Origin of the sequence: Pseudomonas sp. QL9 (genome assembly GCF_041409665.1) — a bacterium.
Classification (GTDB): domain Bacteria; phylum Pseudomonadota; class Gammaproteobacteria; order Pseudomonadales; family Pseudomonadaceae; genus Pseudomonas; species Pseudomonas knackmussii.
The window spans coordinates 4926143-4947226 of record NZ_CP166971.1; the positions used below are offsets into that span (position 1 = coordinate 4926143).

Sequence of the window (21084 nt, forward strand, 5' to 3'; positions counted from 1 at the left end):
TGTCCGTTCAATGTGTTTGCAGGCGGTGGGGATAAGGCTTTCGTCAGCATCCGCAGGCCAGGCCACTTTTGGCGGCTTCCCGAATATAGCAGCAATGATTAAGTGCTTCAATTGAATGAAAAATTGCTATTATTGCCGCCATGACGACTCCTCCCTCTCCGACTTCCGGCGTTCAGCTTCTGGAAGTCGCGCCGGAATATGCCGGCCAACGCATCGATAATTTCCTACGCACCCAGCTCAAAGGCGTACCCAAGACCCTGATCTACCGCATTCTTCGCAAAGGCGAGGTGCGGGTTAACAAGGGGCGCATAAAGCCCGAGTACAAGCTGCAGGCTGGCGACATCGTGCGCGTTCCGCCGCTGCGCCTCGCTGAGCGCGATGAGCCTGCGCCGCTGGCTCAGGGTCTGCTCGAGCGCCTGGAAGCCGCCATCGTTTATGAAGACAAGGCGCTTATCGTTATTAACAAGCCGGCCGGTATTGCCGTGCATGGCGGCAGTGGCCTCAATTACGGCGTGATCGAAGCGTTCCGCCAGTTGCGCCCTGATGCCAAGGACCTTGAGTTGGTGCATCGCCTGGATCGCGATACTTCCGGGCTGCTGATGATCGCCAAGAAGCGCAGCATGCTGCGTCATCTGCACGAAGCGCTGCGCAACGAGCATGCGGTGGACAAGCGCTATCACGCGCTGGTCCGTGGCAGCTGGCCTGCAGCCAAGAAGCAGGTTCGCGCGCCATTGCTCAAGAGTAACTTGCGTTCCGGCGAGCGCATGGTCGAGGTCAATGTCGAGGGTAAGGATGCGCTCACCGAGTTCAAGGTGCTGCGCCGCTTCGGTGACTTCGCCACTCTGGTCGAGGCGCGGCCGATCACCGGGCGTACCCATCAGATTCGTGTGCACGCCAAGCACGCCGGTCATGCCATCGCTGGCGACCCGAAATACGGCGACGACGAGTTTTCCCGCGAGATCCGCGGGTTGGGTGGTAAGCGTCTGTTCCTGCATTCGGCGCAGTTGTTCGTGCCGATGCCTGATGGCTCTACCCTGGAGTTGGTGGCTGAGGTCGACGACATCTGGCGTGCCACGCTGGAGCGCCTGGATGCCTGATTACTCGCTGCTCATCTTCGATTGGGACGGCACGCTGGTCGATTCCGTCGATCGCATAGTCGAGTCCATGCGAGTGGCCGCCGAGCGTTCGGGGTTGTCCTGGCGCAGTGACGAGGCAATCAAAGGCATCATTGGGCTGGGGCTGCCTGAGGCGATTCAGACGCTCTATCCGGAAGTTGACGATGAGGCGGCACTGGCGATTTTTCGAAGTGACTACGCCGAGCATTATCTGTTGCTGGAGGTCGAGCCATCGCCTCTGTTCCCGGGCGTGGCCGAGGCTTTGGAGTATTTTCGTCAAGCGGGTTATCGCCTGGCGGTGGCGACCGGCAAGAGCCGTCGCGGTCTCGATCGCGTGCTGAAGGGGCGGGGTTGGGAAGGCTTCTTCGATATAACGCGGGCTGCCGACGAGTCGGCCAGCAAGCCAGATCCGCGCATGCTCAACGAGATCCTCGCGCACTGCCGGGTTCCTGCACAGGGGGCGCTCATGGTTGGTGATGCGCCTTTCGATCTCGAGATGGCGCGTCGCGCTGGCATGGATTCGGTGGCGGTCTCTTACGGTGCGCAGCCCATCTCGGTGCTGCGTCAATATGGTCCGCGCCTGGAGATCGGGCATTTCAACGAATTGCGCGCCTGGCTGGATGGCCGGGTGCAGAACCCACGGATCGAGGTGAGCAAGCATGTCGGATGAGTGGAAGGCCGAAGAGTCCGGTTCGGTAGATGCCAAGAGCTGGAAGCTGCTCGAGAAGGCGGTGCTGGCAGGGGTGCAGGAGCAACGTCGGGCCAGGCGCTGGGGTATTTTCTTCAAGTTGCTGACGCTCTTTTATCTGTTCGTTGCGCTGGCGCTGTTCACGCCCATTAGCGGTCTGTCCAAATCGGCCTCGCGCAGCGGTAGCCACACGGCGCTGGTTGAAGTGAAGGGCATGATCGCCGACGACGAGCCTGCAAGCGCCGACAATGTCGTCGGGGCGCTGAAGGCAGCCTTCGAAGACGCTGGCACCAAGGGCATTATCCTGCGCATCAATAGCCCGGGCGGGAGTCCGGTGCAGTCCGGCTATATATATGACGAGATTCACCGGCTGCGCGATAAGCACCCGGATATCAAGGTCTATGCGGTGATAAGCGATCTGGGTGCTTCCGGTGCCTACTACATCGCCAGCGCGGCTGATCAGATCTATGCGGACAAGGCCAGTCTCGTTGGCTCCATCGGCGTTACGGCTGCGTCCTTCGGTTTCGTCGGCACCATGGAGAAGCTGGGTGTGGATCGGCGTGTCTATACCTCCGGCGAGCACAAGGCTTTCCTCGATCCCTTCCAGCCGCCGAAGACGGATGAAACCCAGTTCTGGCAGGGTGTGCTGGATACCACTCACAAACAGTTCATCGACAGCGTGAAGAAGGGGCGTGGTGATCGTCTGAAGGACAAGGATCATCCCGAGCTGTTCTCCGGGCTCATCTGGTCCGGCGAGCAGGCGCTGCAGCTGGGACTGATCGATGGCCTGGGTAGCAGTAGCTACGTGGCTCGCGAAGTGATCAAGGAAAAAGACATCGTCGACTACACCATCCAGGACACGCCGTTCGACCGCTTCGCCAAGAAAATCGGCGCCAGCGTCGCCGAGCGCATGGCCATGTGGATGGGGTGGCAGGGGCCGGCTTTGCGCTGATCCCGTCCCATGCGAAAAGCCCGGCTTTGGCCGGGCTTTTTCGTTTCAGGGGATCTGCACGCCTTCGGCAAGAAGCATGTCGACCAGGCGGATCAGCGGCAGGCCGATCAGGCTGGTGTTGTCGCTGCCCTCGGTGCTGCGGAAAAGGCTGATGCCCAGGCCTTCGGCCTTGAAGCTGCCGGCGCAGTCGAAGGGTTGTTCTGCTTCCAGATAACGGCGAATGCGGGCTTCGTCGAGTTCACGGAAGTGCACCTTGAATGGAACGCAGTCGACCTGGCAGCGGCCGCTATTGCTGTCCAGTAGGGCTAGTCCTGTGAGGAAGGTGACGCTGGCGCCGCTTGAGGCTTTCAGTTGCTCGACGGCGCGCTCGAGTGTGTGGGGTTTGCCTAGAATTGCCGGGCCCTGGACGGCTGCCTGGTCCGAACCGATGATCAGGTGGTTCGGGAAGCGTTCGGCAAGGGCGCGCGCCTTGGCTTCTGCGAGTCGGCGTACCAGTTGTTCGGCGCTTTCGCCGGGCAGGGTGCTTTCATCTATATCCGGGCTCGCGCAGTCGAAGGGCAGGCGCAGGCGTTGCAGCAGTTCGCGGCGGTACGGCGAGCTGGAGGCGAGAACCAGTGTTCGCATCGGATGTCTCCTGGGTGAGGGCGCCGATTCTAGCGAAAAGGGCTGTCCATACAGCGGTTTATGGCTAATTTCCTTTGACAGGGGCGGGTGCATCCCTATAATGGCGCGCTTATGTTGAATGGGCCGATACCACCTCACGTCGATCCGCGCAAATTGGTAGAGCGCGAAGTCACCCTCGAAGGTGTGCTTCCACTCGCCAGTATGCCGCGGGTATGCGAGCAGCTGACCAGCAGCGAAGGCAACGTCCGGGCGAAGTTTTCCTTCTTCCGTGACGAGCAGAAGCTGTCGGTCATGCATGTCGAAGTCGACGCGCAGGTGAGCATGGTATGCCAACGTTGCCTTGAGCCGGCGACCTTCCGGGTTGTCGGTGAGTCTGACTTCGCCATCCTCTGGGAGGGCAAGTCTGCCGAGGGGCTGCCGAAGGGGTACGATGCGCTGGAAGTGGGGGAGGAACCCCTCGACCTGCCACCTCTGGTTGAGGATGAGCTGTTGCTCGCCTTGCCCATCGTTCCGGCCCATGACCCTGAGAAATGCCAGCATCCGGCGGGTTTTGCAGCAGCGCCCGAACCGAGCGAGAACGTGGAAGAGCGTCCCAACCCGTTCAGCGTACTGGCGCAGTTGAAGCGTGACCCAAACGTTTAGGAGTTAATCAATCATGGCTGTTCAGCAGAACAAAAAATCCCGTTCCGCTCGTGACATGCGTCGTTCCCACGATGCTCTCGAAGCGAACGCCCTGTCCGTAGAAAAGAGCACCGGTGAAGTTCACCTGCGTCACCACGTCTCCCCGGACGGTTTCTATCGCGGCCGTAAGGTCGTAGACAAAGGTTCCGACGAGTAATCTTTGTCCGCGCCAATCATCGCGATTGACGCAATGGGTGGGGACTACGGTCCCCACTGCATTGTTCCGGCCTGCATTTCCTTCCTGGCCGAGAATCCCGCTCTACAACTGGTCCTTGTCGGCCAGGCTCCCCTGATCGAACAGCTCTGCGCACGTGTGCCAGCGTCCGATCGTTCTCGTCTGCATATCCAGCACGCCAGTGTAGTCATTGGCATGGACGAGCGTCCATCCCAGGCCTTGCGCGGCAAACCTGATGCTTCCATGCGCGTAGCTCTCGAACTGGTTCGGGATGGTACGGCGCACGCCTGCGTCAGCGCTGGCAATACAGGGGCATTGATGGCGCTTTCGCGCTACCTGCTCAAGACGCTGCCTGGAATCGATCGGCCGGCGATGGTGACGGCTGTGCCGACGCAAGGCGGGTACTGCCATCTTCTCGATCTTGGGGCGAATGTCGACTGCAGCGCCGAGCACTTGTACCAATTTGCCGTCATGGGCGCAGTTGCCGCGGAGGCGTTGGGTAAGCCGCAGCCGAGGGTCGCATTGCTCAACGTCGGTACCGAGGACATCAAGGGCAACCAGCAGGTCAAACTGGCCTCCACGCTTCTGGAGCAGGCTCGCGGCATCAATTACATCGGTTATATAGAGGGCGACGGCCTGTATCGCGGTCTCGCCGATGTCGTGGTCTGCGATGGTTTCGTCGGCAACATCCTGCTCAAGTCCAGCGAAGGGCTGGCGGCCATGGTGGTCAGTCGGCTGGAGGAATTGTTCGCGTCCAGTCTGTCGGCCAAGGCCATCGGCCTGGTGGCCATGCCGCTGCTGCGCCGTCTGCGCAGCGAGCTGACGCCTTCCCGTTACAATGGTGCGAGTTTCCTTGGCCTGCAGGGCATAGTGGTGAAAAGTCATGGCAGTGCTGGCGAGGAGGGCATCAAGAGTGCCTTGCGCCGAGCTCTGATAGAGATTCGCGAGAACCTGCCGCAGCGGCTCCATGGGCGGCTTGAAGATCTTCTCTAAGTGACTGACGGTAAAGGAAATAGAGATTTTTCGCGGCGAAAGCGGTTATGCTTCGCCACCCGTTCGGAGCTGGCCTCGGCGGGCTGAAGAAGAATCGCAATTTGGATGTGACCGCGCCGGACAGGCCGTCATCCAACTGTCAGTTCCATGCGCCAGGCTGCTGCTGGCGTTTCCTCTTCGACGAAACAGACACAAGGGACCCGTTGCAATGTCCGCATCCCTCGCATTCGTTTTCCCCGGTCAGGGCTCGCAATCGCTCGGCATGCTCGGCGAACTGGGCGCGCAGCACGCGCTGGTGCGCGAGACCTTCGCCGAGGCGTCCGACGCTCTAGGTTACGACCTCTGGGCGCTGGTACAGGAAGGTCCGGAAGAGCGTCTGAATCAGACCGACAAGACCCAGCCTGGCATCCTCACCGCCTCCATCGCCCTCTGGCGTCTGTGGCAGAGTCAAGGTGGCGTGCTGCCGGCCTACGTTGCCGGCCATAGCCTGGGCGAGTACTCGGCACTTGTCGCTGCCGGAAGCCTGCCGTTCGCTTCGGCGGTGAAGCTGGTGGAGCGTCGTGGTCAGCTGATGCAGGAAGCCGTTCCGGCCGGTACCGGTGGTATGGCTGCAATTCTCGGCCTGGAAGATGCCGATGTGCTGGCAGCCTGCGCAGAAGCTGCGCAGGGTGAAGTGGTCAGTGCAGTCAATTTCAACGCTCCGGGGCAGGTGGTTGTTGCCGGTTCCGCTGCTGCGGTCGAGCGCGCCATCGAGGCTTGCAAGGCTCGTGGTGCCAAGCGCGCCGTCGCGCTGCCGGTCAGCGTGCCGTCGCACTGCGAGCTGATGCGCCCGGCTGCCGAACGCTTCGCCGGAGCGGTCGAGGCCATCGATTGGCAAATGCCGCAGATCGCCCTGGTGCAGAACGTCAGTGCACAGGTTCCTGCCGACCTGGCCGTCCTCAAGCGCGACCTGTTGGCGCAGCTCTATAGCCCGGTTCGCTGGGTAGAGACTGTGCAACTGCTGGCCGCCAAGGGCGTCACTGATCTGGTAGAGTGCGGCCCCGGCAAAGTCCTGGCGGGCCTGAACAAGCGCTGCGCCAAGGGTGTGAATACCCACAATCTGGACTCCGCGGACGCCTTTGCGGCGGCTCGTGCGACTCTGGCTTGAACAGGAGATAGAAGCATGAGTTTGCAAGGTAAGGTTGCCCTGGTCACCGGCGCTAGCCGTGGCATCGGCCAGGCCATCGCGCTGGAGCTGGGTCGTCTGGGTGCTGTCGTCATCGGTACCGCCACCACCGCTTCGGGCGCCGAGAAAATCGCCGAATACCTGAAGGCCAACGGTGTCGAAGGTGCCGGTCTAGTACTGGACGTCTCCAACGACGAGTCCGTTGCTTCGACTCTCGAGCACATCCAGCAGCACCTCGGTCAGCCGCTGATCGTGGTCAACAATGCCGGCATCACCCGCGATAATCTGCTGATGCGGATGAAAGACGACGAGTGGTTCGATGTGGTCAACACCAACCTCAACAGCCTCTACCGTCTGTCGAAAGCCGTACTGCGCGGTATGACCAAGGCTCGCTGGGGTCGCATCATCAACATCGGCTCGGTGGTCGGCGCCATGGGTAACGCCGGGCAGACCAACTACGCCGCGGCGAAGGCCGGCCTAGAGGGCTTTACTCGCGCCCTGGCGCGCGAAGTGGGTTCTCGTGCTATCACTGTCAATGCGGTCGCGCCGGGTTTCATCGACACCGACATGACTCGCGAACTGCCGGAAGTGCAGCGTGAGGCCCTGCTCGGTCAGATTCCCCTGGGTCGCCTGGGGCAGGCCGAAGAGATTGCCAAGGTGGTAGGATTCCTCGCCTCGGAAGGCGCGGCCTATGTCACTGGCGCGACCATTCCGGTCAACGGCGGAATGTATATGAGCTGAATGTGACGTAACCTTTCGCGGATATGTCATATGGGCTGTCTAAAATCCGTTATAAAGCTGCAACTGGGTTATAGACAGAACATTTGGGTAGCCGCGGAAGGGCGTGGGCATTCGGCTTGAAATGCTGAAAACCCTTTCTATACACTTACCCGCAGCCCAGCTGTACGGATTGTCCATAGGAGTGAAAACAAGGTATGAGCACCATCGAAGAACGCGTCAAGAAAATCGTTGCTGAGCAACTCGGCGTTAAGGAAGAAGAAGTCACCAACAGCGCTTCCTTCGTCGAAGACCTGGGCGCCGACTCCCTTGACACCGTTGAGCTGGTGATGGCTCTGGAAGAGGAATTCGAGACCGAAATCCCCGACGAGCAAGCCGAAAAGATCACCACCGTTCAGGAAGCTATCGACTACATCGTTGCTCACCAGCAATAAGTAGCCGTTTTCCGACGGAAGAAGCCGCACGCCTGCAAAGGCGTGCGGCTTTTCTTTACCGCCGACGCGAGCCGTCTGGCGCATATGCCGTGAAATACACAAGAGGAAGTCGCAGTGTCGCGCAGACGCGTCGTCATCACTGGCCTGGGTATGCTCTCGCCGCTGGGCGTGGACGTTCCGAGCACCTGGCAGGGAATTCTCGCCGGGCGTAGTGGTATCGCTCCGATCGAACACATGGACCTTTCCGCCTATACCACCCGTTTCGGTGGTTCGGTGAAGGGCTTCGACGTCGAGCAATACATGTCCGCCAAGGAAGCCCGCAAACTCGACCTGTTTATCCAGTACGGCCTGGCTGCCAGCTACCAGGCGGTGCGCGACTCCGGTCTGGAAGTCACCGACGCCAACCGCGAGCGCATTGGCGTGGCCATCGGCTCCGGCATCGGCGGCCTGACCAATATCGAGAACACCTGCCGCTCGCTGTTCGAGCAGGGGCCGCGGCGCATTTCGCCGTTCTTCGTGCCCGGCTCGGTCATCAACATGGTTTCCGGATTCCTGTCGATCAACCTTGGTCTACAGGGACCCAACTACGCCATCACCACGGCCTGCACCACAGGCACCCACAATATCGGCATGGCCGCACGCAACATCGCCTATGGCGAAGCTGACGTGATGGTTGCCGGCGGTTCCGAGATGGCCGCCTGCGGCCTGGGCATGGGCGGCTTCGGTGCGGCTCGTGCGCTCTCCACCCGCAACGACGATCCGGCCAGGGCCAGTCGTCCGTGGGACAAGGATCGCGACGGTTTCGTGCTGTCCGATGGCGCCGGTGCTGTCGTCCTGGAAGAGCTGGAGCACGCGAAAGCTCGCGGCGCGCGTATCTACGCCGAGCTGGTTGGCTTTGGCATGAGCGGCGACGCCTTCCACATGACTTCCCCGCCGGAAGACGGTGCCGGTGCTGCTCGCTGCATGAAGAATGCCCTGCGTGATGCCGGCCTGAATCCTGATCAGGTCGACTACATCAACGCCCACGGCACCTCCACCCCGGCCGGCGACATTGCCGAAGCATCGGCGGTGAAGTCGGTCTTCGGCGATCACGCCTATCGACTGTCGATGAGCTCGACCAAGTCGATGACCGGCCACCTGCTCGGCGCCGCCGGTGCCGTCGAGGCCATCTTCAGCGTGTTGGCCATTCGCGATAACGTCGCTCCGCCGACCATCAACCTGGACAACCCGGACGAAGGCTGCGACCTCGACCTGGTAGCGCACGTAGCCAAAGAGCGCAGCATCGACGTGGTGCTTTCGAACTCCTTCGGTTTCGGCGGTACCAACGGCTCCCTGGTGTTCCGCCGGTTCCGCGACTGATGCTCGCCTGGGTCGACGGTCGGCCCGCCGAGGCCCTGTCCGTGCGCGATCGCGGACTGGCCTACGGTGATGGTCTGTTCGAGACCATCGCCGTTTCCGCCGGTCGACCGCGACTTTTGGCGCGGCATCTGGCGCGCCTGGAAGAAGGATCGCGTCGTCTCCATCTGCCGCTTTCGCTCGATCAGGTCGAACAGGAGCTGCTGACGTTTTGCGCTCAACTGGGCGAGGGCGTGGCCAAGCTCATGCTCACCCGTGGCGATGCCCTGCGCGGATACGCAGCCCCGGCCGATGCCAAGGTCCGCCGTATTCTCCTTGGCTACCCAGCGCCGGCTTATCCGGTGGCCAACTTCGAGCAGGGTGTGAGTCTGTTCCCCTGCGCCACCCGCCTTGCGGAACAGCCCCTGCTGGCCGGCCTCAAACATCTCAACCGTCTGGAGCAGGTGCTTGCTCGCAGCGAGTGGAGCGATCCCGCCTGCGCGGAAGGGCTGATGCGTGACCAAAGTGGCCGTGTTGTCGAAGGCGTGTTCAGCAACCTTTTCCTGGTCCTCGACGGTCAGCTACTGACGCCGGCGCTGAGCCGCTGCGGTGTGGCCGGCGTGATGCGCGCCGAAATGCTCGAGTGGGCGGCAGGGCAGGGTATCGCGACTGTCGTTCGCGACGTCGAATATGCCGAACTGCTGCGTGCCGACGAGGTCTTTCTTTGCAACAGCCTTTACGGCATCTGGCCGGTGCGACAGCTGGAGGCGCATGCCTGGCCGGTCGGACCGATCACCCGTAAACTGCAAACCCATTTCCGCGAACTTCTGGATTCCTGACCTGTGATGCGCAAATTGCTGGTGCTGCTGGAAGGCGGCCTGCTGCTGGCCGGGCTATTGCTGGGCCTGGCAGGCTGGGAGCAGCACCGCGCCCTGCAGCAGCCGCTGCAGCTCACCGAGGAGCGCCTGCTCGACGTCCCTTCGGGTGCCACGCCGGGCGCCTTGCTGGCCCGCCTGCAGGATGAGGAGGTGCTGCACGGTGCCTTCTGGCTGCGTCTTTACTGGCGATTCAACCTCTCTGGCCAGGCCCTGCACAGTGGCGAGTATCGCCTCAAGCCGGGCATGGATGGAGCTGATCTGCTAGCCCTGTGGCGCGAAGGCGATGTCGTGCAATACAGCCTGACCCTGGTCGAGGGCTGGACCTTCCATCAATTCCGCGAGCTGCTCGCGCGCCAGCCCAAGCTGGAGGCGACCCTGGCCGGCCTCAGCGACGCCGAGGTGATGAAGCGCCTGGGCAAGGCCGACATCGCCCCCGAAGGACATTTCTTCCCGGACACCTACCGCTATGTGCGCGGTATGCGCGATATCGACCTGCTCAAGCAGGCGTACCAGCGCATGGACAAGATCCTCAAGGAAGAGTGGGACGGCCGCGCGCAGACCTTGCCCTATGCGAACGCCTATCAGGCGCTGATCATGGCCTCGCTGATCGAGAAGGAAACCGGTGTGCCGCAGGAGCGTGCGCAGATCGCCGGGGTCTTCGTGCGGCGCCTGGAAAAGAACATGCTGCTGCAGACCGACCCGACGGTGATCTACGGCATGGGCGAGCGCTACACCGGCAAGATCAGCCGGGCCGACCTGCGCGAGCCGACCCCTTACAACACCTACATAGTCGCCGGGCTGCCGCCGACACCGATCGCCATGCCCGGGCGCGACGCCATCCATGCGGCGCTCAATCCCGCTGACGGGCAAAGCCTGTACTTTGTCGCCCGCGGCGATGGCAGCCACGTGTTCTCCGACAACTTGGACGATCACAACAAGGCGGTGCAGGAGTTCCAGCTCAAGCGGCGTGCGGACTACAGGTCCAGCCCCGCGCCGGCTCCGGCGAACGCACCGGCGGAGGCCTCCGAGCAGGCCCCGGCACAGCAGCAGTAAGACAGAAGGAGAGCCGAGTGAGCGGCCTGTTCGTCACCCTGGAAGGCCCCGAAGGCGCGGGCAAGAGCACCAACCGCGAATACCTCGCCGAGCGTCTGCGCGAGCGCGGCATCGAAGTGCAACTGACTCGCGAGCCGGGCGGTACGCCGCTGGCCGAGCGCATTCGCGACCTGCTGCTGACCCCGAGCGACGAGCCCATGGCGGTGGATACCGAGCTGTTGCTGATGTTCGCCGCTCGCGCCCAGCACATCGCCCAGGTCATTCGCCCGGCGCTGGCACGTGGCGCGGTGGTTCTTTGCGATCGTTTTACCGACGCCACCTACGCCTACCAGGGCGGTGGTCGCGGGCTGCCAGAGGCACGCATCGCCGAGCTGGAGCGCTTCGTCCAGGGCGACCTGCGTCCGGATCTGACGCTTGTCTTCGATCTTCCGGTGGAAGTCGGCCTTTCTCGTGCGGCGGCGCGCGGTCGTCTGGATCGCTTCGAGCAGGAGGGGCGCGAGTTCTTCGAGGCCGTACGCCAGACCTATCTGCGCCGCGCAGCCGCCGAGCCGCAGCGCTATCACGTGCTGGATGCCGCGCAATCGCTGGCGCAGGTGCAGGCCGATCTGGATTCGCTGCTGCCCATGCTGCTGGAGCGCCTGAATGGCTGAGATCTTTCCCTGGCAGTCGGCGCTTTGGCAGCAACTGAGCGGTCGCCCCCGGCACGCTCATGCGTATTTGCTGCACGGGCCGGCGGGTATCGGCAAGCGCGCGCTGGCCGACAACCTGGTTGCTTTCCTGCTTTGCCAGCATCCGGCGGCGGGACATGCGTGCGGTCAGTGCAAGGCGTGCCAGTTATTGGCGGCTGGCACCCATCCGGATTATTTCCAGCTGGAGCCGGAGGAGCCTGAGAAACCCATCCGCGTCGACCAGGTCCGTGAGCTGGTGGGGTTCGTGGTGCAGACAGCGCAGCTGGGCGGGCGCAAGGTGGTGCTGCTCGAGCCGGCGGAGGCCATGAACCTGAACTCTGCCAACGCCCTGTTGAAAAGCCTCGAAGAACCTTCCGGCGACACCGTGCTGATCCTCATCAGCCACCAGCCCAGCCGCTTGCTGCCGACTATCAAGAGCCGCTGCGTACAGCAGGCATGTCCGCAGCCGAACGCCGAGCAGAGCCGTGCCTGGCTGGCTGCTGCCATTCCGGAGGAGCCGGTCGAGTCGCTGGATGAGTTGCTGGTCCTGGCCGGCGGTTCGCCGCTGACGGCGCAGCGCCTGCATGGCCAAGGTGTGCGCGAACAGCGCGCCCTGGTGGTCGAGGGCGTGAAGAAATTGCTCAAGCAACAGATCGCTCCCGGCCAGTTGGCGGAAAGCTGGAATACGCTGCCCTTGCCCCTGCTGTTCGACTGGTTCTGCGATTGGGCGCTGGGCATCCTGCGCTACCAACTGACCCGCGACGAAAGCGGGCTCGGGTTGGCGGACATGCGCAAGGTGGTGCAGTACCTTGCAGAGAAGTCAGCTCAGCCCAAGGTGCTGGCGATCCAGGACTGGCTGCTCGAGCATCGGCAGAAAGTGCTGAACAAGGCCAACCTCAACCGTGCCCTGCTTCTCGAAGCCTTGTTGGCACAGTGGGCAAGCCTGCCGGGGCCGGGCTAGAATCGGCGCAATCGGATCATCGCTAGGACAGCCGCATGAGCTTGCCACCGAACCTGGGACCGCGTAACGGTATCCTGTCCCTGACCATCAAGGACAAGTCCGTACTCTATGCCGCCTATATGCCGTTCATTCGCAACGGCGGGCTGTTCATCCCGACCAACAAGACCTACAAGCTGGGCGACGAAGTCTTCATGTTGCTCAACCTGATGGACGAGCCGGAGAAGATCCCGGTCGCCGGTAAGGTGGTCTGGATCACGCCGAAGGGTGCTCAGGGCAACCGCGCTGCGGGTATCGGCGTGCAGTTCAACGACGGCGACAACACCGCGCGCAACAAGATCGAGACATACCTGGCCGGGGCGCTGAAGTCGGACCGGCCGACCCACACCATGTAATTTGCTGCTGGCTGCAAGCAGGAAGCGCCCGAAGGGGCGCTTCGTCATTTTCGGAGTACCTTTTCCATGCTGGTCGATTCCCATTGCCACCTTGATCGTCTGGACCTGGCCGCCCACGGCGGTTCGCTCGATGCCGCGCTGGATGCCGCCCGCGCCCGGGGCGTCGGGCAGTTCCTCTGCATCGGCGTCAGCGCCGACAACGCCAAGGCGGTGAAGGATCTGGCCGAGCGTTACGACGATGTGCACTGCTCGGTGGGCGTCCATCCGCTCGACCTGGAGCCGGGGGCCGCGCCGGCGCTGGACTGGCTGTTGGCGGAGCTGAATCACCCTCGCGTGGTGGCCATAGGCGAGACCGGCCTGGACTACCACTACGAGCCGGAAGCCGCCGAACTGCAGCAGGAAGCCTTCCGCCTCCATCTCGAGGCCGCCAAGATCACCGGCAAGCCGGTGATCGTGCATACCCGCGAGGCGCGCGCCGATACGTTGGCGCTGCTGCGCGAAGCGGCGCTGCCGCAGGCGGGTGTGCTGCACTGCTTCACTGAAGACTGGGAGATGGCCAAGGCAGCCCTGGATATCGGCTTCTATATCTCGCTGTCGGGCATCGTCACTTTCCGCAATGCCGAAGCGTTGCGCGAAGTCGCACGCCAGGTGCCGGCTGATCGTCTGTTGGTGGAAACCGACTCGCCTTACCTTGCGCCGGTGCCGCATCGCGGCAAGCCGAACCTTCCGGAGTACGTGCGCGAGGTTGCCGAGTATCTGGCGGTGTTACGTGGTGTGAGCTTCGAAACATTGGCCGAGCAGACCACTGCCAACTTCAAACGCCTGTTCCCGCTGGCCGCTTGAGCGTAATGCTCGGCAAGGCTTTTTCGCGCGCATAAAAAAAACCCGGGTTCTGGGGGATGAATCCGGGTCAAGACCATTAGGAGTGTAACAATAAGGTACGCGATCCTCGGTACCTTCACTGGTGGGACACTTGGGGGGAGATGCCGCACACCAGTAATTTCAAGTATTGGCCAACTTTGCAGGGCTTCCACCGCCGCCCGGCGGTTTTTTAAACGGATTTGGAATACTGCAGATAGCTCCCCGGCTTTAGGTCCTCCGCCATGCCCGTCAAGTACCCATGCCCAGCATGCCGCCGGCTTATTCCCGACTCAGCGCGGCGATGATCGCCAATGTGTCGTCTATCACACTTTCCGGTGTGTAGAAGTGTGGAGACAGGCGTACACCGGCTCCACGCTGGATGCACACCACCTGTTCGGCTTTGAGGCGCTCGTGCAAGGCGGCATTGTCCCATCCGTCCAGGCTGAAGGTCAGGATACCTGCGCGGCGTTCGACCTGCAGCGGACTGTGGAGGGTCGCCCCGGCGATTCGTGACAGGCCGTCTTGCAGTTGCTGCACACGGGCTGCCACTGCTGCCCCGACTGCAGCCATGCCGGTTTCTTCCAGCAGGCTCAGGCTTGCCTCCAGGGCTACGGCGCCGAGCATGTTCGGACTGCCGCATTCGAATCGTTTTGCGCTACGAGCCGGTTGCCAGTCGGTCTGGTTGTAATTGCCGGCGCTCTCCAGCATGTGCCAGCCATATTCCTGCAGCGCCAGTTGCTCGCGCTCGGCGGCCCGACAATAGAAAACACCAAGGCCTTCGGGGCCGAGCATCCATTTGTGCCCGTCGGCCATGGCGAACGCGCAGTCATAGGCTTGCACGTCGAAGGGCAGGGCGCCGATCTGCTGGATGGCGTCGATGCAGAACAGCACGCCGCGCTGGCGACAGCCGACGCCGAGGCGCTCAAGGTCCATGCGCAGGCCACTGGCGTACTGCACGGCGCTGATCGACAGCAGGCGGGTACGCGGTCCGCAGGCGGCGAGCAGATCGGCCTCTGGATCGGTGCCGTCGAGGCTTACCTGGATGACTTCTACTCCACGCGGCTTCAGTGCTTCCCAGACCACGCGATTGGAGGGGAACTCCTGGTTGCTGATCACCACCTGGTCGCCGGGGCGCCAGTCCAGGCCGAAGGCGACGAAGGACAGTGCTTCGGAAGTGTTCTTTACCAACGCGATATCGCCGGTGGTAGCGGCATTGAGCAGACGCGCCAGGCGTTCGCGCAGGCGCTTTTCGATCTCCAGCCAGCGCGGATAATCGCGCGCGCCCAGGTGAATGTTCTCGCGAGCGAAGGCCGCTACCGCGTCGGCGCTGCGCCGCGGCCACGGCGCTACCGCCGCGTGGTTCAGGTAGCGCAGTCCGGGTTCCAGGGGAAACTCATGGGAAAGCAGATTCATGGAGGATGTTCCGTGCAATTTGGCGCTGAATAGGCATAATACGCGGCTCCGCAATTTGACTATTTTTGACCTGACAGTCTTTTTATGCAGAAAGAGCCGCGCAAGGTTCGCGAATTCCGACGTCGCGAACAGGAGATTCTCGATACCGCCCTCAAACTGTTCCTCGAACAGGGTGAAGACAGTGTCACGGTCGAGATGATCGCCGATGCCGTGGGCATCGGCAAAGGCACCATCTACAAGCATTTCAAGTCGAAGGCGGAGATCTACCTGCGCCTGATGCTCGACTACGAGCGCGACCTGGCTGCGCTGTTCCACTCCGAGGACGTCGCACGGGACAAGGAGCGCCTCTCGCGCGCCTACTTCGAGTTCCGCATGCGCGACCCGCAGCGCTACCGTCTGTTCGACCGCCTGGAAGAGAAGGTGGTGAAGAACAGCCAGGTGCCGGAGATGGTCGAGGAACTGCACAAGATCCGCGAATCCAACTTCGAGCGCCTGAGCCAGCTGATCAAGGAGCGCATCGCCGCCGGCAAGCTGGAAGACGTACCGCCGTACTTCCACTACTGCGCGGCCTGGGCGTTGGTGCATGGCGCCGTGGCGCTGTACCACTCGCCGTTCTGGCGTGACGTGCTGGAAGATCAGGAAGGCTTCTTCCAATTCCTCATGGACATCGGCGTGCGCATGGGCAACAAGCGCAAGCGCGACGGTGATTCGCCTTCCGCCTGAGTCGTCATTCGGCCCCTGGATAGGTCGTTCCAGGGTAAGTCCGCCGGCCCGGGCGGGGATATACTGAACAGACACTCTCCGCCGGAGCCGATGGATGATCGTCGACCGCCAGGGCAGACGCTTTCGTAACCTGCGCGTCAGCCTTACCGCTGCCTGCAACTACGCCTGCACCTACTGTGTGCCGGACGGCAAGCGGCTGGTCGCGGCGCAGGACGAACTTTCCGCCGAGAACCTGGCGCGCGGTGTGGCCTACCTGATCGAAGCGGCCGGCATCGAGCGTCTGCGCATCACCGGCGGCGAGCCGCTTGTCAGTCCCAAGCTTGATTCCTTCCTGCATGCGGTCAGCAAGCTGGACCTCAAGGACATCAGCCTCACCACCAACGGCCAGTTGCTCTCGCGCAAGCTCCCGCTGCTGCTGGAATGTGGCATTCGCCGGTTGAACGTTTCGCTCGATACCCTGGATGCCGAGTCCTTCCGCACCATCGCCCGCGGCGGTGACCTGGCCACGGTGCTCAAGGGGCTCGACGAGGCTCACGCTGCCGGTCTGAAAATCAAGATCAACATGGTGCCGCTGCGCGGGAAGAACCTCGACCAGGTGGTGCCGTTGTTGGATTACTGCCTGGAGCGCGGTTTCGAGTTGCGTTTCATCGAGCTGATGCGCATGGGCCACCTGGCCCGCGACGGCAATGCCTTCGCCAGCCAATTCGTTGGCCTGAACGAACTGCTGGAATTGATCGGCCAGAACCATGCCTATCTGCAGGCTGACGCGCCGGTAGATGCCACTGCACTGCGTTACGAAGTGCCGGGGCGGGGCCACTTCGGCATCATCGCCAACGAAAGCGTCCCCTTCTGCCGCACCTGCTCTCGCCTGCGCCTGTCTTCCACCGGCTGGCTGCATGGCTGCCTGTCGTCGAGCAATCGTCACTACGTCGGCGACCTCCTCGACAAGCCACGCCACCAGGCGCTGCCCGCGTTGCAGCGGTTGCTGGTCAAGGCCCTGGCGGACAAGCAGGAGCTGGCTTTCTCCGGCGGTGTCACGGTGATGAAGATCATCGGCGGCTGACCGCGCTTTCCGGATCATTCCCTTCATGCAAGATTTCCCGATTTCCTACATCGAACCGGTGTTCCGTCCGCCGAGCGAGGCGCATTCGCTGATCCTGCCGGTGACCAATGGTTGCTCCTGGAACCAGTGCGGGTTCTGCGAGATGTATACCCAGCCGCAGAAGAAGTTTCGTGCCCGTGACGAGGCGGAGGTGCTGGAAGAGATCCGCCGCTGCGGCGAGCAACTGATCGTCCAGCGCGTCTTCCTCGCCGATGGTGATGCCCTTGTGCTGCCGACGCGGCGCCTGTTGAACATCCTCCGGGCGATCCGCGAGCACATGCCGGAGGTCGAACGTGTCTCCAGCTATTGCCTGCCGCGCAATCTGCGCAAGAAGTCGGTGGACGAGCTCAAGGAACTGGCCGACGCGGGATTGCGCATGGCGTATGTGGGTGCCGAGTCCGGCGACGATGAGGTTCTGGTGCGGGTGAACAAGGGCGAAACCTATGCATCGACACTGGATGCGCTGGACAAGCTGGGCCAGGCCGGTATCAAGCGTTCGGTGATGATCCTCAACGGACTGGGTGGCCAGACCCTGAGCCAGCAGCATGCGGACAATTCGGCGCGCCTGATGAATGCGGCGCAGCCCGAGTTCCTCTCCACGCTGGTCGTCAGCTTCCCGACTGGCGAGCAACGCTACCGCGAAGGTTTCCCCGACTTCCAGCCATTGGAACAGGGCCAGCTGTTCGTCGAGATCGAGCGCCTGCTGCAGGGCCTGGAGCTGCGCGACACCGTATTCCGTAGCGACCATGCCTCCAACTACCTTGTGCTCAAGGGCGTGCTCGGTGCCGACAAGCAGCGCCTGCTGGCCCAGGTGCGCGAAGCCATCGAGCGTCCGCAGCAGGCCCGCCTGCGCCAGGAATGGCAGCGCGGACTATGATGGCGCGGAAGCTGCATCTACGCGGCCAGCGCCGGCTTTCTGTCGCCGGCGGTGGAGAAACTGCATGCGCTACCTGATTCTGACCCTGGCCCTTGTCGCACTGAGTGGCTGTATGAAACCCAGCGACATGGTCGACCGCACCGGTTACTACATGGGTGACGCCGGCTTCCTGGACCACAGCCAGACGCGCCGCATCGCCAACCGGCGAATCCAGTCGGACTCCTTCATCTATATCGCCCAGGGGCCGTTCGTCCCTGCCGGCCACCCCTATGCGCGCCCCAATGTGGTCGCCGAGGAGGCCTTCAACGGCTTCGTCGAATACTTCCCTCAGGTGCGCCGTGCCAAGATGCCGCTCGGCCTGGATGGCGCCATGCAGGAGGCGCGCGCAGCCGGCGCCGACTATCTCCTCTACACGCGCTTCGCTCGTGCCGAAGACAACGCGGGCAACTGGGAAGAGTACGAAGACACCGACAACGCTGTCGGTCGCGACCGCAGCGTGATTCAGGTAATGCTGATCGAAACCGGTAATCGCTATCTGGTGGATAGCGCCACCATTCGCAGCCGCGGCGGATTCCTGACGTTCTATGATGCAAAGCCCGAGGACCTGCTCGGCGCACCGCTGGAAGAGTATGCCCGCAGCCTGCTGGGGGTGAAGGCGACAGAGGAGTTCCAATGACCGATCCAGGCAAGGCCGGCGACCTGCTGGCGCAGATTCCCTCGACTCCGGGCAAGGGCCTGCCGCCGGTGCACCTGTGGAACCCGCCGTGCTGCGGCGATATCGACATGCGCATCGCCCGCGATGGCACCTGGTACTACCTGGGCACGCCGATCGGCCGCAAGCCGATGGTCAAGCTGTTCTCGACCATCATCCGCCGCGATGGCGATGACTATTTCCTGGTCACTCCGGTGGAGAAGTGCGGCATTCGTGTCGACGATGCGCCGTTCGTCGCTGTGACCCTGGCTGTCGAAGGGGAGGGCGAGCAGCAACTGCTGCGCTTTACCAGCAACGTCGAGGACGAGTTCGTTGCCGGCCCCGAGCATCCCATTCGCGTGCTCATCGATCCGCGGACCCAGGAGCCGGCGCCTTATGTACTGGTGCGCAGCAATCTGGAAGCGCTGATCCATCGCAACGTGTTCTATCAACTGGTGGAGCTGGCTGTGCCGAGGCTGATCGACGGCGAAGAGTGGCTGGGGGTATGGAGCTGCGGGGAGTTTTTCGCCATCGGCCCGCAGCCATGACCTGTGGGTCGAAAGGTGGCCGGTAGTTTTTTCGAAGTTTTACTACGGCGACTGGTACGGAAATGAAAAAGGCTCCCCGAGGGGAGCCTTTTTCGTTGGAGCGGGAATTACATGTTGGGGTAGTTCGGACCGCCGGTGCCTTCCGGGGCAACCCAGGTGATGTTCTGCGCCGGGTCCTTGATGTCGCAGGTCTTGCAGTGCACGCAGTTCTGCGCGTTGATCTGGAAGCGCTTGCTGCCGTCGTCGTTGCTGACCACTTCGTACACGCCGGCCGGGCAGTAGCGCTGCGCCGGCTCGTCGTACAGCGGCAGGTTCTTGCCAACCGGTACGCTCGGGTCGGTGAGCTTGAGGTGGATCGGCTGGTCTTCTTCGTGGTTGGTGTTGGAGAGGAACACCGAGGACAGCTTGTCGAAGCTGATCTTGCCGTCGGGTTTCGGGTAGTCGATCTTCGGCGCTTCGCTGGCCTTCTTCAGGGTTGCGTAGTCCGGAGTCGTATCGTGCAGGGTGAACGGAATCTTGCCGCCGAAGATGTTCTGGTCGATGAAGTTGAACGCACCGCCACCGATGGCGCCGAACTTGTGCATCGCGGCGCCGAAGTTGCGGCTGCGGAACAGTTCGTCGTACAGCCAGCTGGCCTTGAACGCGTCGACGTAGTTGGTCAGCTGGTCGCCGCCTTCGCGGCCGGCGGCCAGGGCTTCGGCAACGGCTTCGGCAGCCAGCATGCCGGACTTCATGGCGGTGTGGCTGCCCTTGATCTTGGCGAAGTTCAGGGTGCCCAGGTCGCAGCCGATGAGCGCGCCGCCCGGGAAGACCATCTTCGGCAGCGAGTTCAGGCCGCCCTTGCAGATGGCGCGGGCACCGTAGGCCACGCGCTTGCCGCCTTCCAGGTACTGCTTGATCACCGGGTGGTGCTTGTAGCGCTGGAACTCGTCGAACGGCGACAGGTGCGGGTTGCTGTAGGACAGGTCGATGATCAGGCCGACCACCACCTGGTTGTTCTCCAGGTGATAGAGGAAGGAACCGCCCGGGTTCTCGTCGTTCAGCGGCCAGCCGGCGGTGTGCACCACCAGGCCCTGCTCGTGCTTGGCCGGGTCGATGTCCCAGATTTCCTTGATGCCAATGCCGTAGTGCTGGGCGTCGGCTTCGCTGTCGAGCTTGTACTTCTTGATCAGCTGCTTGCCGATGTGGCCACGGCAGCCTTCGGCGAACAGCGTGTACTTGGCGCGCAGTTCCATGCCGGGGGTGTAGTAACCCTCTTTCGGGTTGCCTTCACGGTCGACACCCAGGTCACCGGTGACGATGCCGCGAACCACGCCGTTCTCGTCGATCAGCGCTTCCTGAGCGGCGAAGCCCGGGTAGATCTCCACGCCCAGGCCTTCGGCCTGCTGGGCCAGCCAGCGGCACAGGTTGCCCAGGGAGATGATGTAGTTGCCCTCGTTGTGCATGGTCTTGGGCACGAAGAAGTTCGGCACCTTGGCGGCGGCGGTGTCGTTCTTCAGGACATAGATGTCGTCGCGCTTGACCGGCGTGTTCAGCGGGGCTTCGAGCTCTTTCCAGTTGGGGAACAGCTCGTTCAGCGCGCGCGGTTCGAACACGGCACCGGAGAGGATGTGGGCGCCTACCTCGGAACCCTTCTCGACCACGCAGACGCTGATCTCCTGACCAGCCTCGGCGGCCTTCTGCTTCAGTCGGCAGGCGGCGGACAGACCGGCAGGGCCGGCGCCGACGATGACGACGTCGAATTCCATGTATTCGCGTTCCACTTCTCGATCTCTCCTAACTCAGGGCTCTACGGCTATTTGTTGGTATGGGCCGGGGGCACTACCCCGGACAGAGCGGGGCGCAATTATAGCGACAGGGCCCAGCATAGTTATACCCCCCATTTTGGGCAATACAAACGTTTGTTTGAAATGCATGGAGCCCTGATAGAATCGGGGTCCGGAGCTTATGGAGGGGTATTCTGGTGTATTGACCCGACAAGGCGATCCGGTCAAGATAGCCACGGTTTTGCGGTCGC

24 protein-coding genes are annotated in these 21084 nt (G+C 62.5%); 21 read left to right on the forward strand and 3 right to left on the reverse strand.

All coding sequences use genetic code 11. From position 1 onward, the window contains the following. Positions 1-140 precede the first annotated feature (140 nt). Genes rluC through sppA form a run of 3 tightly spaced genes read left to right on the forward strand, consistent with a single transcriptional unit; the run spans position 141 to position 2755 of the window. A complete protein-coding gene (rluC, locus tag ACA097_RS22915) occupies positions 141-1097 on the forward strand; it encodes a 23S rRNA pseudouridine(955/2504/2580) synthase RluC (protein ID WP_043253450.1) in 957 nt (318 codons plus the stop codon). Beyond that, the gene (locus ACA097_RS22920) at positions 1090-1785 is read left to right on the forward strand and encodes an HAD-IA family hydrolase (RefSeq protein ID WP_043253449.1); all 696 of its coding nucleotides are present in this window, start codon (positions 1090-1092) and stop codon (positions 1783-1785) included. Before rluC ends, ACA097_RS22920 begins: the two co-directional genes overlap by 8 nt. Next, positions 1775-2755: a signal peptide peptidase SppA gene (gene sppA / locus ACA097_RS22925; RefSeq protein ID WP_043253448.1), complete on the forward strand. Its 981-nt coding sequence runs from the start codon at positions 1775-1777 to the stop codon at positions 2753-2755. The genes ACA097_RS22920 and sppA overlap by 11 nt, the downstream gene beginning before the upstream one ends. Before the next feature lie 45 nt (positions 2756-2800). On the opposite strand, the gene ACA097_RS22930 is transcribed toward sppA, so the two are convergent. Next, positions 2801-3379 (reverse strand): nucleoside triphosphate pyrophosphatase, encoded by a 579-nt coding sequence (locus ACA097_RS22930; RefSeq protein WP_043253447.1) that lies wholly within the window; start codon positions 3377-3379, stop codon positions 2801-2803. A gap of 111 nt (positions 3380-3490) precedes the next feature. On the opposite strand from ACA097_RS22930, the gene ACA097_RS22935 reads away from it, so the two are divergent. From ACA097_RS22935 to ACA097_RS22995, 13 genes are all read left to right on the forward strand, one after another. Then, positions 3491-4021, forward strand: coding sequence for a YceD family protein (locus tag ACA097_RS22935; protein ID WP_043253446.1), 531 nt, complete (start codon positions 3491-3493; stop codon positions 4019-4021). A 13-nt stretch (positions 4022-4034) separates the two neighbouring features. Continuing rightward, the gene (rpmF, locus tag ACA097_RS22940) at positions 4035-4217 is read left to right on the forward strand and encodes a 50S ribosomal protein L32 (RefSeq protein ID WP_037006032.1); all 183 of its coding nucleotides are present in this window, start codon (positions 4035-4037) and stop codon (positions 4215-4217) included. Positions 4218-4220: 3 nt separating this feature from the next. Then, positions 4221-5228, forward strand: coding sequence for a phosphate acyltransferase PlsX (plsX, locus tag ACA097_RS22945; RefSeq protein ID WP_371366217.1), 1008 nt, complete (start codon positions 4221-4223; stop codon positions 5226-5228). 208 nt (positions 5229-5436) lie between these two features. Further along, positions 5437-6375 (forward strand): ACP S-malonyltransferase, encoded by a 939-nt coding sequence (fabD, locus tag ACA097_RS22950; protein WP_043253445.1) that lies wholly within the window; start codon positions 5437-5439, stop codon positions 6373-6375. Positions 6376-6390: 15 nt separating this feature from the next. Beyond that, entirely contained in the window at positions 6391-7134 is a 744-nt protein-coding gene (fabG, locus tag ACA097_RS22955) for a 3-oxoacyl-ACP reductase FabG (RefSeq protein ID WP_043253444.1), read from the forward strand. Positions 7135-7328: 194 nt separating this feature from the next. Continuing rightward, positions 7329-7565: an acyl carrier protein gene (gene acpP / locus ACA097_RS22960; RefSeq protein WP_007160597.1), complete on the forward strand. Its 237-nt coding sequence runs from the start codon at positions 7329-7331 to the stop codon at positions 7563-7565. A gap of 114 nt (positions 7566-7679) precedes the next feature. Beyond that, positions 7680-8924 (forward strand): beta-ketoacyl-ACP synthase II, encoded by a 1245-nt coding sequence (gene fabF / locus ACA097_RS22965; RefSeq protein WP_043253443.1) that lies wholly within the window; start codon positions 7680-7682, stop codon positions 8922-8924. Further along, positions 8924-9739, forward strand: coding sequence for an aminodeoxychorismate lyase (pabC, locus tag ACA097_RS22970; RefSeq protein ID WP_043253442.1), 816 nt, complete (start codon positions 8924-8926; stop codon positions 9737-9739). Before fabF ends, pabC begins: the two co-directional genes overlap by 1 nt. 6 nt (positions 9740-9745) lie before the next feature. Next, positions 9746-10831 (forward strand): endolytic transglycosylase MltG, encoded by a 1086-nt coding sequence (gene mltG / locus ACA097_RS22975; protein ID WP_371366221.1) that lies wholly within the window; start codon positions 9746-9748, stop codon positions 10829-10831. A gap of 17 nt (positions 10832-10848) precedes the next feature. Then, positions 10849-11481 carry a dTMP kinase gene (gene tmk / locus ACA097_RS22980; protein ID WP_371366223.1) on the forward strand — a complete coding sequence of 211 codons (633 nt, stop codon included), beginning with the start codon at positions 10849-10851 and terminating at the stop codon, positions 11479-11481. Continuing rightward, the gene (locus ACA097_RS22985) at positions 11474-12460 is read left to right on the forward strand and encodes a DNA polymerase III subunit delta' (RefSeq protein ID WP_371366225.1); all 987 of its coding nucleotides are present in this window, start codon (positions 11474-11476) and stop codon (positions 12458-12460) included. Before tmk ends, ACA097_RS22985 begins: the two co-directional genes overlap by 8 nt. A 35-nt stretch (positions 12461-12495) precedes the next feature. Further along, positions 12496-12852: a PilZ domain-containing protein gene (locus ACA097_RS22990; RefSeq protein WP_009621447.1), complete on the forward strand. Its 357-nt coding sequence runs from the start codon at positions 12496-12498 to the stop codon at positions 12850-12852. 66 nt (positions 12853-12918) lie between these two features. Next, positions 12919-13695: a TatD family hydrolase gene (locus ACA097_RS22995; protein WP_043253438.1), complete on the forward strand. Its 777-nt coding sequence runs from the start codon at positions 12919-12921 to the stop codon at positions 13693-13695. Between the two features lie 297 nt (positions 13696-13992). Here the strand turns inward: ACA097_RS22995 and ACA097_RS23000 are convergent, their stop codons facing one another. Further along, positions 13993-15126, reverse strand: a complete 1134-nt coding sequence (locus ACA097_RS23000; RefSeq protein WP_371366228.1) for an aminotransferase class V-fold PLP-dependent enzyme — start codon at positions 15124-15126, stop codon at positions 13993-13995. Between the two features lie 84 nt (positions 15127-15210). On the opposite strand from ACA097_RS23000, the gene ACA097_RS23005 reads away from it, so the two are divergent. The 5 genes from ACA097_RS23005 (at position 15211) to ACA097_RS23025 (ending at position 19067) form a co-directional block, all read left to right on the forward strand. Next, positions 15211-15849, forward strand: a complete 639-nt coding sequence (locus ACA097_RS23005) for a TetR/AcrR family transcriptional regulator (RefSeq protein ID WP_043253436.1) — start codon at positions 15211-15213, stop codon at positions 15847-15849. A gap of 94 nt (positions 15850-15943) precedes the next feature. After that, positions 15944-16912 (forward strand): GTP 3',8-cyclase MoaA, encoded by a 969-nt coding sequence (locus ACA097_RS23010; RefSeq protein ID WP_371366230.1) that lies wholly within the window; start codon positions 15944-15946, stop codon positions 16910-16912. 25 nt (positions 16913-16937) lie between these two features. Then, a complete protein-coding gene (locus ACA097_RS23015) occupies positions 16938-17828 on the forward strand; it encodes a radical SAM protein (protein ID WP_371366232.1) in 891 nt (296 codons plus the stop codon). 64 nt (positions 17829-17892) lie between these two features. Continuing rightward, positions 17893-18504, forward strand: a complete 612-nt coding sequence (locus tag ACA097_RS23020; protein ID WP_160287691.1) for a DUF4823 domain-containing protein — start codon at positions 17893-17895, stop codon at positions 18502-18504. Then, on the forward strand, positions 18501-19067 hold the full coding sequence (locus ACA097_RS23025; RefSeq protein ID WP_043253432.1) for a DUF1285 domain-containing protein: 567 nt from the start codon (positions 18501-18503) through the stop codon (positions 19065-19067). The genes ACA097_RS23020 and ACA097_RS23025 overlap by 4 nt, the downstream gene beginning before the upstream one ends. A gap of 107 nt (positions 19068-19174) precedes the next feature. On the opposite strand, the gene ACA097_RS23030 is transcribed toward ACA097_RS23025, so the two are convergent. Further along, complete coding sequence (locus ACA097_RS23030) at positions 19175-20830, reverse strand: electron transfer flavoprotein-ubiquinone oxidoreductase (RefSeq protein WP_371366236.1); 1656 nt, start codon at positions 20828-20830, stop codon at positions 19175-19177. Positions 20831-21084: the final 254 nt, after the last annotated feature.